The organism is Micromonospora sp. GCM10011541, from assembly GCF_042650725.1.
In the GTDB taxonomy this organism is placed as follows: domain Bacteria; phylum Actinomycetota; class Actinomycetes; order Mycobacteriales; family Micromonosporaceae; genus Micromonospora; species Micromonospora sicca.
Genome location: NZ_JBHSBP010000049.1, coordinates 421,623 through 434,363, shown reverse-complemented (window position 1 = coordinate 434,363; position 12,741 = coordinate 421,623). Strand labels below are relative to the sequence as shown.

The following is a 12,741-nucleotide window of genomic DNA, read 5'->3' as shown; positions in this document are numbered from 1 at the left end:
GTTCAGCCCTTCATCTGGGTGACCGGCGGCGCCGTCTCGTCACCGGTCAGGCTCTTCTGGGCGGCCGCGGTGAAGGTGGTGCCGCTGCCACTGAGCTTGGCCTGGTACATCGGCTGGAGCAGCGCGTGGTCCTCGGCGCGGATGGTCATCGGGCCCTTGATGCTGTCGAACTGCCAGCCTTCCAGGGCCTTGACCATCTTGTCGACGTCGTCGCCGCCCTCGGAGACGGCGCGGACGACCATCTGGGCGGCGGCGAAGCCGTCCGGGTGGAACAGGTCGAGCGTCCCGCCGGGGATCTTCGCCTTGGCGGCCTTGGCGGCCTCGGTGTCGCTGGCCCCGTCGAAGTAGTGCGACAGGAAGGAGATCTTGCTGCCGGCGGCGCCGAAGGTGGGCCAGGAGGCGCGGATGTCCAGGCCGGTGACGACCGTGGTGGAGGCGAGGACGCCCTGCTGGTCGAGGGTCTGCCACATCGCCGGGGCGGTGGTGCCGGCCCAGGCGACGAAGAGCAGGTCCGGCTTGGCGGCCTTGATCTGGCTGGCGAACGGGGTGAAGTCGGTGGCGCTGGCGGGGGCGCGAACGCTGCTGACGGTGGCGCCGGCCCCGCCGATGACCTTCTTGACCGCGGCCTCGTTGGCGTCGCCGAACGCGCCGTCCTGGGCGAAGACGACGACCTTCTTGCCGGTCGCGTCGCCGATGAACGACTTGGCGGTCACCACGTCCTGGTACGACTGCCGGCCGGACCGGAAGGTGTACTTGTTCGCGCCGGTCACCGCGTCGGTGGCGGCCGGGCCGGAGATGAAGAGGACCTTGTTCTGGGCGGCGATCGGGGCGACCTGGAGGGCGACGCCGGACGCGGTGGAACCGGCGATGATCTTCGAGCCCTTGCCGATCAGGTCCTTGGCCGCGGAGACCGCCTTCGCCGGGTCACCGGCGTCGTCCGCCTCGGTGAGCTCGATCTTCCGGTCACCGACCTTGCCGGTGCCCTTGGTGGCGTAGTCGAGGCCGGCCTTGAACCCCTCGATGTACTGCTTTCCGTAGCTGGCCAGCGGCCCCGACTGGGAATACACCAGACCAACCTTGACCGGCGCGGCGCCGTCGCCGCCGCCGGAGGCGGTGTCCTGCGGGCTGCCACAGGCCGTGGCGGCAATCGCCGCCGCCATCATCGTGGCGGCGGAGAGGAACACCCGCCGCGTGTGCCGGAACGTCATCGCGACTCCAGGTGAGGACAGGAAGCTAACTCAGTTGTCGGCTCACGCTAGAAGTGACGTCACGCACGGGCTATGTGGCCGAAACACACAAGTAATCGTGATGGGGTGGCCGACTGTAACAAGCTGCTGTAGCGGCTGGTGATGACACCCGTGGTTGATGGCCACGACCGCCACCACCCGCGACGCCGGTGTGTCGCGCCCCGCCACCGCCACACGGGGCCCTACGTCGCCGAGGGCCTCGGCCGGTGAGGGTGCCGGACACGCTACGAACCTGATGACCCAGACGGATCATCCGCCCGGCGGGGACCTTGGCTGAGTCATTCACGTCATCAGCTTCGTAGCGCCGCAACACCCCACCCGCCTCCCGGGTGCCAGCGCCACTTCGCGGATGAGACGGCCTCAGCGGCCGGCGCGGGCCGCCACGGCGGTGTCCGGCTGGTCGGCGAAGGCGCCGTCCAGGCCGAGGTCGAAGAAGAGCTCGTACTCGGACGTGATGTCGCCGCGGGCGTTCGGGTCGGCGCCGATCCGGAAGTCCACCGGCCGGCACCACCACGGCCGCCGCGAGCAGCGCGCCGGCCACGCCGAGGGCGGAAAGGGTACGTCGCAACGCCGTCCCCTGTCGTCGAGGGATGCGCCCAGCAGACCGGTCCCGATTGACCACCAGTTGGTCGGTTCCTGACCTCCCGGTGAAACTCCGGGCGGAAGATTGCCTGGTGCGTCGGCTGCTCCGTCACCCCGTGCGACTGGTGCCGTTCGGGTTCCTGGCGGTGATCCTGCTCGGCACCGGCTCGCTGATGCTGCCCTGGGCCACCAGCGAGCAGCACTACACCCCGTTCGTCACCGCGCTCTTCACCGCCACCTCGTCCGTCTCGGTCACCGGCATGGCGGTCAACGACACCCCGAACTACTGGAACGGCTTCGGGCTGGCGATGATCACCGTCCTCACCCAGCTCGGCGGGCTCGGCATCCTGACGATCGCCGCGCTGGTCATCCTGGTGGTGTCCCGGCAGCTGGGCCTGCGCAACCGGCTCCTCGTCCAGGCAGAGACCGCCGAATTCGGCATCGGCGACGTACGCCGGCTGCTCACGCGGATCGCCGCGACCGTCTTCATCACCGAGGCGGTGATGACCGCGGTCATCACCGGCCGGCTCTGGCTGGCCTACGACTACCCGCCCTGGCGGGCGCTCTGGTCCGCCGTCTTCCACTCGATCCAGGCGTTCAACAACGGCGGGTTCACGCTCTACTCGGAAGGGCTGCTCGCCTTCTCGCAGGACCCGTGGGTGGCGCTGCCGCTGGCCCTCGGCGCGATCATCGGCGGCCTCGGCTTCCCGGCCCTCTTCGAGGCCGTGCGCGAATGGCGTCGGCCGAGCCGGTGGGCGGTCGCCACCAAGCTCACCATCTGGGGCAGCCTGGCGCTGATCGCTTTCGGCTTCGGCTACCTGCTGCTCGCCGAGTGGACCAACCCGGCCACCATCGGCACGTACACCATGCCGGGAAAGGTGCTGGCCGCGTTCACCCAGATCGCCTTGAGCCGGACCGGCGGCTTCGACGTGATCAACGTGGACCAGCTCGCCGAGGCGAGCAACCCCCTGCTCATCATCCTGATGTTCATCGGCGGCGGCAGCGCCAGCACCGCCGGCGGCATCAAGGTCTCCACCTTCTTCCTGCTCGCCTTCGTCATCTGGGCGGAGCTGCGTGGCGAGCCGGAGGTGACGGTCGGTCGTCGGCAGGTCGCCCGCGCCAGCCAACGGCAGGCGCTCACGGTCGCCCTGCTCAGCGTCGCCCTCGTCGTCGTCGGCACGGTGGTCCTGGTGCTGACCACCGTGGGCGTTCCCTATTACCAGGCACTCTTCGAGGTGACCTCGGCCTTCAGCACCACCGGCCTCTCCGTCGGGCTCGCCCCGCGGCTGCCGCGCCCGGGCCAGTACATCCTCACCGCGCTCATGTTCATCGGCCGGGTCGGCCCGCTCACCCTCGGGTCCGCGATCGCGTTGAACGCCCGGCGACGCCTGTACCGCTACCCGGAGGAGCAACCCATTGTCGGCTAGGAAGACGGACGACGGCGGCATCGTGGTGATCGGCCTCGGCCGGTTCGGCTCGCACCTGGCCGACGCACTCACCAAACTCGACCACGAGGTGCTCGCCGTCGACCGCAATCAGGAGCGAGTGCAGCACTGGTCGGACCGGCTGGACCGGGTGGTGCAGGCGGACGCCACCGAAGAGGACGTGTTGCGGCAGCTCGGGGTGGCGGACTTCCGCCGGGCGGTGGTCGCCCTCGGCGCGTCGGTGGAGGCCAGCGTGCTCACCGTGCTGGCCCTGACCGAGCTGGGCGTCCCGCAGATCTGGGCCCGGGCCAACTCGGAGAAGCACGCGAAGATCCTCGGGGCGGTGGGCGCCCACCACGTGATCTTCCCGGAGGCGGAGACCGGTGAACGGGTGGCGCACCTGATCGTCAGCAAGATGCTCGACTTCATCGAGTTCGGCGACGACTTCGCCATCGCCAAGGTGCGCGTGCCGGAGGGGATGGTCGGCCGGCCGCTGCGCGAGCTGGCCGCCGACCGGTACGGCGTGCAGGTGATCGGCGCCAAACTGCCCGGCGAACGCTTCCGCCATGCCGAGCCGGACATTGTCCTGCAGAAGGAGAGCGTGCTCATCGTGGAAGGCGGCACCGTGCAGGTGCAGCGGTTCGCCGCGCTGGCCTGAGCGCCGTCCGGACCGTCACTTCCCCTTGCTCTTGCTCTTGCTGCCGTGACCACCCCCTGCCCCCTCGGTCACTTTCCTTTTCCCTTACCACCGTCCTTGCCCTTGCCGGGCTTGACCGACTTCGCCCGCTCACCCCCGCCGCCGGAACTGCCCGACCCGCTGCTCTTCGCGGTGGTGGGCTTCGCGGGCGCCCTGGTCGTCGGCGGCGCGGTCGTGGGTGTCGACCCGGCCACCCCGGAGACCTGCACGCCACAGGCGGTCTCGCCGACCTTGAACTGCACCGGCAGCGGATTGCTCCCGGTGTACTTGCCGCTCAGCGCGACCTTCTTCGACGCCCCCGGCGCCAGCGCGGCGTCCGCCGCGGGCGGCTGCAGCAGCACCGTTTGCCCCTGCTGCCGCATCGCCGGCTGGGCGGCGGTCACCGTCTGCCGGCCGGGGAAGGTGAAGCTCATGTTCCAGTCCCGCAGCTCCCGGTCGCCGGTGTTGGTCAGGGTCAGCTCGGCGGAGAAGTCCCGGCCGGAGTCCCGGCGCAGCACGTAGTCGACCTCGCACGGCACCGGCTGGGGCAGCCCCATCCGGGCCTCGGTGGGCTCCGCCCCGCCGCTGGCCGGGCTCCGCGCGGTCAGCCCCCACATGGCCGCGGTGACCGCGACCAGGCCCGCCGCGGCCACCCCGGCCTCGACCTTGCGCCGCCGCGCCGCCGCCCGGCGGGTGCGGGTCCGCCCGATCGAGAAGGGCAGCGCGTCGGTCGCCGAGGACCAGGGCAGGATGGTGGTTCCGGCGTTCTCCAGCAGCGTCGGGTCGAACTGGCCGAGCGCCGGAGACACCGGCACGATCGCCGCGATGCCGGCCACGTCGGCGAGCGTCCGGGCCACCTCGGCGGTCGGTGGCCGGTCCGCGGGACGCTTGGCCAGGCAGCGCCGGACCAGCTCCTCGACCTCGGCGGGCAGGCCGACCACCGGCGGCATCGGGTCCGGGTCGTGGTACATGTGCGCGCGGAGCATCTGGGTGGTGGTGCTGGCCTGCCAGGGCAGCCGGCCGGTGAGCATCCGGTACAGCAGCAGGCCCACCCCGTAGACGTCGGTGGCCGGGGAGACCTGGCCGTTGTCGAGCCGCTCCGGGGCGAGGTAGGCGGGAGTGCCGAGCAGGGCGCCGTCGGGGCCCTGCTCGCTCTCCCCGACCAGCGCCGAGATGCCGAAGTCGACGACCTTCACCCCGGTGGGGGTGAGCATGACGTTGCCGGGGGTGACGTCCCGGTGCACCACGCCCCGGGCGTGCGCGGTGGCCAGCGCCGAAGCGACCTCCGCGCCGATGGTCACGGCCTCACGCCAGGGCAGCTGCCCGCCGCGGCCGAGCCGGCTGCTCAGCGGCCCGCCGTCGACCAGTTCCATCACGACGTACGGCACGGTCAGCCCGACCTGCTCGGACTCGCCGTAGTCGTACACGTTGGTGATGTTGGGGTGGCAGAGCCGCGCGGCGGCCTGCGCCTCGACCCGGATCCGGTGCCGAAACGCCTTGTCGCTGGCCAGCCGGGACGCGAGCACCTTGACCGCGACCTGGCGGCCGAGCACCTCGTCGTATCCGCGCCACACCACCGACATGCCGCCCGCGCCTAGCTGCTCGATCAGCCGGTACCGCTCACCCAGCAGTTGTTCGCCGCTCCTGACCGCTCCGCCCATGGTCAGTCCTGTTGCCCGGGGTGATCCCACCTACACCTGAACAGTCGGAATCGGTCAGGAAAGTCACCCGTTCAGGCGGTCGCGAGCAGTTGGTCCACCGGGGCGTAGTCGTCGGTCAGCACCAGCGCGTCCCCGACGAAAGCGGTGAGTTCCGCGCCGGAGAGGAGGGTGGCCTGCTCGGGCAGGCCGGGCAGCCCGGCCCGGATCGCGGCCAACGGCAGCGGCGCGTCCGAGCCGACGAGCAGGAAGTTGGACCCGTGCAGTCCGCTGATCGCCGCCGGCGGTGCGATGAGCGCGACGTGCCGGAACTCGGCGGCGACGGTGGCCAGCTCGGCCCGGACGAAGCGGCCCGGCGGGTAGTCGATGACGTTCTGCACGTAGACCCCGCCCGGCCGGAGCACCCGGCGGATCTCGGCGGCCATCTCCCGGGTCGCCAGGTGCCAGGGCACCACCAGGTGGCCGAAGGCGTCACCGACGATCAGGTCCCGGCTGTCGGTCGGTTCGGCGTCGAGCAGCACCCGGGCGTCCCCGACCGCCGCGCGCAGCTCCGGGCCGGTGCGTACGCCCAGCTCACGCCGGTCCAACTCGACCAGGCCGCCGTCGATCTCGAACACCAGGTTCCGGGTGCCGGGCCGGGTGGCGGTCAGGTAGCGCGGCATGGTGAAGCCGCCGCCGCCCAGGTGCAGGGCGTCCAGCCGCTGCCCCTTCGGCGCCGCCACGTCGGCCACCAGGCCGATCCACTGCGTGTACGCGTACTTCAGGTGCGTCGGATCGGCCAGGTCGACGTACGAGTGCTCGGCGGAGTTGAGGAAGAGCGTCCGCCCCTCCGTCCACTGCGAGTCCACCTCGACCCTCGCGCAGTGGTACGCGGTCTCCACGTCGCACGGGTTCGGGGCGACCGTGGCGAGGCCGGCGCCGGCCAGGCCGAGCACCGCCAGGGCGGCCTTCGCCCGGGCCGGACCGGGCAGCCCGGTCCCCGCCCGCCGCCGCAGGTACGCCCCGAGGGCCAGCCCGGTGACCCCGAGCAGCGCCGCCAGGCCGAGCACGATCACCGTGCTGGGCAGCGCCGCCACCAGCACGAAGCCGGTGGCCAGGGTGGCGGTGATCCCGCCCAGGGTGCCGATGCCGGAGAGCCGCCCGACCACCTGCCCGGTGCGGCGCAGATCGGCGAGCTGGAGCTTCACCACCAGCGGGGTGATCCCGGCGAGCAGCGCCGCCGGCACCAGCACCGCCAGCGCGGTGAGCAGCAGCACGGCGCTCGCCGCGCCGCCGCGCAACGCCTCACCGGCGTACCGGACGACGGGGAGGGTGACCGCGGTGGCGATGCCGGCCAGCACCAGGGCCGGGGCCAGCAGGGTACGCGGGTCCCGCCGGTCGGCCAGGAACCCGCCCATCCACGCCCCGTACGCGATCGCGGCCAACGCCATGCCGATCACCGAACTGGTCACCTGGAGGGTGACCCCGACGTACGGGCCGACCAGGCGGAGCGAGACGGTCTCCAGGACCAGCACGGCCCCGCTGGAGAGGAACACCAGGAAGGCGGCGAGCCCGTTCGGCAGGGCTCGGGGCGGCGTCGGCACGGTCGGCGCGGACTCCACCACGACGTCGGACGATGAGCTGCTCACCGTCGCGATGCTACGCAGCCTTTCCGGCGCCCGGGTCAGTACATCGAAAGATGAACATGGTTTGTGTGGTCGGCGGCGGGACTGCCACCGCCGCTGTACGACCGCCAGCCGGTGTTCGGCATCCAGATCTGCCGATACCAGATCACGTACATGACGCCGAGCCGGCTGGCGTTGTTCTTGAAGTAGTTGGCCAGGCTGTCCCCGTACGTCTTGTCCCCGCCGGTCGCCGAGCGGTCCTCGAAGCCGCCGCTGGCGGCGGAGAAGTCGCAGGCCCGGCCCTTCGGGTGCTCGCCGTCGCCGCCGCTGCGGAAGCAGGAGACGTAACGCTTGTAGCCGGCCGCCTGGGCCTGCTGGAGCGCGTGCAGGGTGCGGGGGGTGATGCAGCCGGAGGTGGTCGGGTCGTTGACGGAGCAGGACTCCGACGGCCAGGAGCCGTCCGAGTTGCGCGGGGCCGGCTTGGCGGAGGCCGAGCCGCCGCTGAACCCGGAGCTGCTGCCCGAGCTGACCTTGGCCAACGCGATCTCGGCGTCCCGCTTCTTCTTGGCCAGCACCGCGAGCTGCTTCTGCTGCTCGCGCACCTCGATGTCGATCGCCGCCTTGGCCTTAACGGCCTCGGCCTTGGCGTCGGTGAACGCGCGCAGCCGCTTGCTGTCCCGCTGGGCCATCACGTCCAGCTCACCGGCCCGCTGGAGGAACTCGTTCGGGTCGGAGCTGGCGAGCAGCATCGACACCGGGGTCAGCCGACCCAGCCGGTACGACTGCGCGGCCACCTCGCCGACCTGCGAGTTCAGTTCGACCAGGCGCAGCTCGAGCCCCTTGAGCTGCCCGGTCAGCGCCACCTGCCGGCGCTTCGAGTTGTCGAGCCGGGCCTTCGCCTCGATGTGGCCCCGCGCGGCCGCGTCGAGCGCCGCGCGCAACTGCTTGCTGCCGCCCTCGTTCGGGGCGCCCGGGGTCGGCGCGGCCGCGGCGGCCCCGGCCGGGGCGAGGCCGGCGCCGAGCAGCAGGGCCGTCGCGGCGAGCAGGGCGAGCAACGGCCGGCGGACCCGCCGCCGGATGAGCCTGGTCCTGGGCACGAAAGCGTCCTTCCGTCGACCGCCGGCCCCCCGGGTTGCCCACTGCGCGGCGGCGGCTCCGCCGGCGCCGGACGGCGGCCTGCTGGCGAAACCGCCGGTCACGATACCGGACCGGCGCGGGCTGGCCAGGCCCCCGATCTCGGACGAAACCGATCTTCGACGGAGCGTGCCGACGCCGTCGCGGAGCGCCGCTCAGCCGTCGAGCAGCGCGGCTCGCACCTCGGTCCAGACCTCTTCGTTGACCGCCACCAGCAGCCCCCGATCGTCGTCGGCCGGGTGGTACTCGGCACCGTCGAAGCGGCGGGCCACCCCGCCGGCCTGCCGGACCAGCAGGGTGCCCGGGGCGTGGTCCCACGGCAGGGTTCGCCAGAAGAGCACGAACTGCTGGTCCCCGGTGAGCAGGTCGAGGTACTCCCGGCCGGCGCAGTGCTGGCCGGGGAGCAGCTCGCCGATCCGCCGGCCGCCCGCCTCGGCGGTCCGCCGGGCGTCGGGCGGCAGGAACCGGGTCATCGCGGTGCCGCGCAGCGCGCCCACCGGCGGCACCGCGTCGGTGGTCCGCACCGGCTTCCCGTCCAGGTAAGTGCCCTCCCCCGCGCGGGCGGTGGCGAGGATGCCGGCCAGCGGGTCGTACACCCAGGAGGCGACCTGCTCGCCGTCGGTCAGCAGCGCCACCATCAGGGCGAACGGCCGCCGACCGGCGGCGAAGTTGGAGGTGCCGTCGACCGGGTCGACCAGCCAGACGTCACCGGCGCCGCGCAGGTGCCGCAGCAGCCCCGGGTCGTCGGCGACGGCCTCCTCGCCGACCACCATCGAGCTGGGGCGCAACCGCCGCAGCCCGGCGGAGATCAGCTCCTCGGCCCGCCGGTCGGCGACGGTGACCACCTCGCCGGGGGCCTTCTCGGCGATGTCGGCGGCGTCGAGCCGGCGGAACAGCGGCACCACGACCTTCGCCGCGGCCTCCCGCAGCAGCTCGCCGACGTCGTCGAGCAGCGGGTCAGCCACGCGGCGGCAGCTTGACCACGCTGACGAAGAACTCGTCGATCTGGCGGACCACCGAGATGAAGCGCTCGAAGTCCACCGGCTTGGTCACGTAGGCGTTGGCGTGCAGCTGGTAGCTGCGCAGGATGTCCTCGTCGGCCTGCGAGGTGGTGAGCACCACGACCGGGATCCGGCAGAGCTGCTCGTCCCTCTTGATCTCCGCGAGCACCTCCCGGCCGTCCCGGCGGGGCAGGTTGAGGTCGAGCAGGACCAGGTCGGGGGCCACCGCGTCCGCGTACTGGCCCTCGCGCCGCAGGTAGGCCAGGGCCTCCGCGCCGTCGGAGACGACGGTCAGCCGGTTGCGGAGCTTGTGCTCCTCGAACGCCTCCTGGGTCATCAGCACGTCGCCCGGGTCGTCCTCGACCAGCAGGACCTCGATCGGGCTCTTGCCGTCTGCCGGCGCGGTCATCCCACCGTCTCCCTCATGCCACCCGTTGTACCGTGTCCGGCCGTACCGTCGGGGGTGTCTTCGCCCTCCGACCCGCCCGGCTGCCGACCGACCGGCGCGTCCCCGGCGTCGGCGCCGTCCCGGTCCTCGTCCCCGGTCGACTCCGCACCGACCGCCGTCCCGTCCGCCGGGCCCGCCCCGTCCGCCGCCTTCGCCGCGTCGACGTCCTCGGGCAGGGCGGGGAGGGTGAAGCGGATCGCGGTGCCCTCCTCGGTGCCGGTGTCCACCCAGACCCGGCCGCCGTGGTACTCGACGATCTTCTTGACGATCGCCAGGCCGATGCCGGTGCCCGGGTACGCGTCCTTGGCGTGCAGCCGCTGGAAGATCACGAAGATCTTGTCGGCGAACTCCGGCTCGATCCCGATGCCGTTGTCCTGGCAGCTGATCTCCCACTCGTCGCCGACCAGGCGGGCCGAGACGTGCACCCTGGGCGGCACGTCCGGGCGGCGGAACTTGATCGAGTTGCTGACGAGGTTGGCCAGCAGGTTGGTCAGCAGCGGCTCCTCGCCGCGGATCACCGGCAGCTCGCCCCAGGTCAGCTCGGCGTCCGAGTACTGCCGGGCGGCCTCGGTCTGGCCGGCCACGTCGCCCATCACCTTGTTCAGGTCGACCTCGGTGAAACCGGTGGTGAGGCGGCCGATCCGGGAGAACGCCAGCAGGTCGTTGATCAGGCGCTGCATCCGCTGCGCGCCGTCGACCGCGAAGGCGATGTACTGGTCGGCCCGCTCGTCGAGCTGGCCGGCGTAGCGGCGCTGGAGGAGCTGGCAGAAGCTGGCCACCTTGCGCAGCGGCTCCTGCAGGTCGTGCGAGGCGACGTACGCGAACTGCTCCAGGTCACGGTTGGACCGGGTGAGTTCCTCGGCCTGCTTCTGGAGCTGGCTGTTGACCCACTCGATGCGCTCCCGGGCCTCGCGCACCTCGGCCAGCTCGCGGGCGATCTTCTGCCGCATCCCGTCGATGTCGTCGGCGAGCCGGCGGAACTCCGGCGGCCCGGCGCCGCTGATGTGGTGCTCGTAGTCGCCCGCGGCGACCTCCCGCACCTGGCCTACCAGCCCGGCCAGCGGCCGGATCAGGATCCGGTCCAGGGAGAGCACCATCACCGCGCCCGCGACCGCCACCACCAGGGCCGCGATGATCAGCAGGACGACCAGCACGTTGCCGGTCCGGGTGACCTTCTCGGCGGTGTGCTGCCCGACGATCAGGATCTCGGCCTGGAGCTGGTTCACCGCGGAGCGGATGCCGTCGAACTGCTGCCGGGTCTGGTCGGTGATCAGTGCCTGACCGGCGGACGGGCCGCTGCGCTCGGTCGTGCTGATCACCGGCTCGGCCACGTCCGCCCGCCATCGCGCCGCCCGCTGCTCGACCACCCGCAGCTCGCGCAGCACGCCCGGATAGTCGGCGGCCAGCTGCTCCATCGCGGTGACGGTGTCCTGCTCCCGCCGCAGACCCGCCTCGTACGGGGCCAGGTCCTTGCGGTCGCCGTTCACCGCGTACCCGCGCACGGCGGTCTCCTGGTCGAGCAGCGCGCTCAGCAGCTCCTGGCCCTGCACCCGGAGCGGACCCGTCTTGACCAGGACGGCATCGATGTTCTGCCGGTTCTTCGCGGCGACCACCGCCTCGGCGGCGGCCAGCCCGAGCAGCAGCACCAGGACCACGCCGAGCAGCGCGAGCACCCGGCGCCGCAGGGTCCAGCCCTGCCGGTACGCGTTCAACGGCCGCCGCCGCGGGTGACCAGCAGCATGGCGACGTCGTCGGCGAGCGGTCCGCCGTTGATCTGCTCGGCGCGGCCGACCAGCCAAGCCGGCAGCTCGGCCAGAGGCACCGCCTGGTTGGCCGGGTCGGCGAGCAGCTCGGTCAGCCCCGGCACGTCGAGCCGGTCGTCACCGTTGCCCACCCGACCCTCGATCAGGCCGTCGGTGTACATCAACAGGGACCAGTCATCGGTGTCGAACTCCAGATCGAAGGCAACGGGCCGGCACGGCCGGACGCCGAGCAGCAGGCCACCCTTGGCCGGCACCGGCGCGACCTTACCCCCGCTGAGCAGCACCGGCGGCGGATGACCGGCGAGTCGTACGGTGGCCCGGTTGGCGGCGAGGTCGAGCCGGACGGTCGCCACCGTGGCGAAGATCTCCTGGAGTCGACGCTCGCTCATCAGCACCTGTTCCAGGGCCGGCAGCACCTCATCGTCCGGCACCCCGGCCAGGATCAGGGCCCGCCAGGCCACCCGCAGCTCGACGCCGAGCGCCGCCTCGTCCACGCCGTGCCCGCAGACGTCGCCGACGATCAGGTCGATCCGGTCCGGCCGGGTCTGCACCACGTCGTAGAAGTCGCCGCCGATCAGGGCGGCGTGCCGGCCGGGGCGGTAGAACGTGTGCACCGACACCTGGTCCGTGGTCATCAGCGGCTGGGGCAGCAGGCCCCGCTCCAGGCGGGCGGACTCGGCCTGGCGCAGCTCCACCTCACGGAGCCGGCGGGCGTTCTCGTCGGCCCGCTTGCGCTCCACGGCGTAGCGCAGCGCCCGGGTCAGTAGGACCCCGTCGACCTGCCCCTTGACCAGGTAGTCCTGGGCGCCCTCGGCCACCGCGACGATGCCCAGGTGCTCGTCGGTGCGGCCGGTCAGCACGCAGACCGCCGCGCCGCTGGACATCTCCAGCACCTGGCGCAGCCCGTCCAGCCCCTGTGCGTCGGGAAGGCCGAGGTCGAGCAGGACGCAGTCGACGCCCAACACCCGTTGCCGGGCCTCGCTGAGGCTGGTGGCGACCAGCAGGTCGATCATCGAGTTGGTCTCGGCGAGCAGCTCGCCGACCAGGAAGGCATCGCCCTCGTCGTCCTCGACCAGCAGGACCCGCAGCCGCTCACCGGGTGGCAGGTTGGCGTGCCGCGCCAGGCCACCGTGCGGGTACGGCACGACGGAGGAACCGGCCATGCCGGCCCCCCGGTACGGCCGGGTCACCGCCGCGAGACGCG

11 protein-coding genes are annotated in these 12,741 nt (G+C 72.3%); 2 read left to right on the top strand and 9 right to left on the bottom strand.

Annotated elements, in window-relative coordinates:
• Positions 1 to 2 precede the first annotated feature (2 nt).
• Both ACFOYX_RS19190 and ACFOYX_RS19185 read right to left on the bottom strand, forming a co-directional pair.
• On the bottom strand, positions 3 to 1,208 hold the full coding sequence (locus tag ACFOYX_RS19190; protein ID WP_322439069.1) for a substrate-binding domain-containing protein: 1,206 nt from the start codon (positions 1,206 to 1,208) through the stop codon (positions 3 to 5).
• A gap of 399 nt (positions 1,209 to 1,607) precedes the next feature.
• Positions 1,608 to 1,745, bottom strand: a complete 138-nt coding sequence (locus ACFOYX_RS19185; protein ID WP_322439070.1) for a hypothetical protein — start codon at positions 1,743 to 1,745, stop codon at positions 1,608 to 1,610.
• A gap of 176 nt (positions 1,746 to 1,921) precedes the next feature.
• Here ACFOYX_RS19185 and ACFOYX_RS19180 point away from each other — a divergent pair, with 176 nt between their 5' ends.
• Positions 1,922 to 3,256, top strand: coding sequence for a potassium transporter TrkG (locus ACFOYX_RS19180; protein ID WP_322439071.1), 1,335 nt, complete (start codon positions 1,922 to 1,924; stop codon positions 3,254 to 3,256).
• Positions 3,246 to 3,911, top strand: coding sequence for a TrkA family potassium uptake protein (locus ACFOYX_RS19175; RefSeq protein WP_322439072.1), 666 nt, complete (start codon positions 3,246 to 3,248; stop codon positions 3,909 to 3,911). Before ACFOYX_RS19180 ends, ACFOYX_RS19175 begins: the two co-directional genes overlap by 11 nt.
• Before the next feature lie 68 nt (positions 3,912 to 3,979).
• On the opposite strand, the gene ACFOYX_RS19170 is transcribed toward ACFOYX_RS19175, so the two are convergent.
• From ACFOYX_RS19170 to ACFOYX_RS19140, 7 genes are all read right to left on the bottom strand, one after another.
• On the bottom strand, positions 3,980 to 5,590 hold the full coding sequence (locus ACFOYX_RS19170; protein WP_322439073.1) for a serine/threonine-protein kinase: 1,611 nt from the start codon (positions 5,588 to 5,590) through the stop codon (positions 3,980 to 3,982).
• 71 nt (positions 5,591 to 5,661) lie between these two features.
• Positions 5,662 to 7,215, bottom strand: a complete 1,554-nt coding sequence (locus ACFOYX_RS19165; protein ID WP_322439074.1) for a fused MFS/spermidine synthase — start codon at positions 7,213 to 7,215, stop codon at positions 5,662 to 5,664.
• A 35-nt stretch (positions 7,216 to 7,250) separates the two neighbouring features.
• A complete protein-coding gene (locus ACFOYX_RS19160) occupies positions 7,251 to 8,288 on the bottom strand; it encodes a hypothetical protein (protein WP_322439075.1) in 1,038 nt (345 codons plus the stop codon).
• Positions 8,289 to 8,480: 192 nt separating this feature from the next.
• Positions 8,481 to 9,290, bottom strand: a complete 810-nt coding sequence (locus ACFOYX_RS19155; protein ID WP_322439076.1) for an inositol monophosphatase family protein — start codon at positions 9,288 to 9,290, stop codon at positions 8,481 to 8,483.
• Positions 9,283 to 9,735 carry a response regulator gene (locus tag ACFOYX_RS19150; RefSeq protein WP_109805553.1) on the bottom strand — a complete coding sequence of 151 codons (453 nt, stop codon included), beginning with the start codon at positions 9,733 to 9,735 and terminating at the stop codon, positions 9,283 to 9,285. Before ACFOYX_RS19150 ends, ACFOYX_RS19155 begins: the two co-directional genes overlap by 8 nt.
• Positions 9,732 to 11,486 (bottom strand): ATP-binding protein, encoded by a 1,755-nt coding sequence (locus ACFOYX_RS19145; RefSeq protein WP_322439077.1) that lies wholly within the window; start codon positions 11,484 to 11,486, stop codon positions 9,732 to 9,734. The genes ACFOYX_RS19150 and ACFOYX_RS19145 overlap by 4 nt, the downstream gene beginning before the upstream one ends.
• Positions 11,483 to 12,700, bottom strand: a complete 1,218-nt coding sequence (locus ACFOYX_RS19140; RefSeq protein WP_322439078.1) for a fused response regulator/phosphatase — start codon at positions 12,698 to 12,700, stop codon at positions 11,483 to 11,485. The genes ACFOYX_RS19145 and ACFOYX_RS19140 overlap by 4 nt, the downstream gene beginning before the upstream one ends.
• Positions 12,701 to 12,741: the final 41 nt, after the last annotated feature.

Coding starts and splice junctions, on each gene's coding strand:
- ACFOYX_RS19190 (WP_322439069.1), bottom strand. CDS start 1,208: ATGACGTTCCGGCACACGCGGCGGGTGTTCCTCTCCGCCGCCACGATG.
- ACFOYX_RS19170 (WP_322439073.1), bottom strand. CDS start 5,590: ATGGGCGGAGCGGTCAGGAGCGGCGAACAACTGCTGGGTGAGCGGTAC.
- ACFOYX_RS19150 (WP_109805553.1), bottom strand. CDS start 9,735: ATGACCGCGCCGGCAGACGGCAAGAGCCCGATCGAGGTCCTGCTGGTC.
- ACFOYX_RS19140 (WP_322439078.1), bottom strand. CDS start 12,700: ATGGCCGGTTCCTCCGTCGTGCCGTACCCGCACGGTGGCCTGGCGCGG.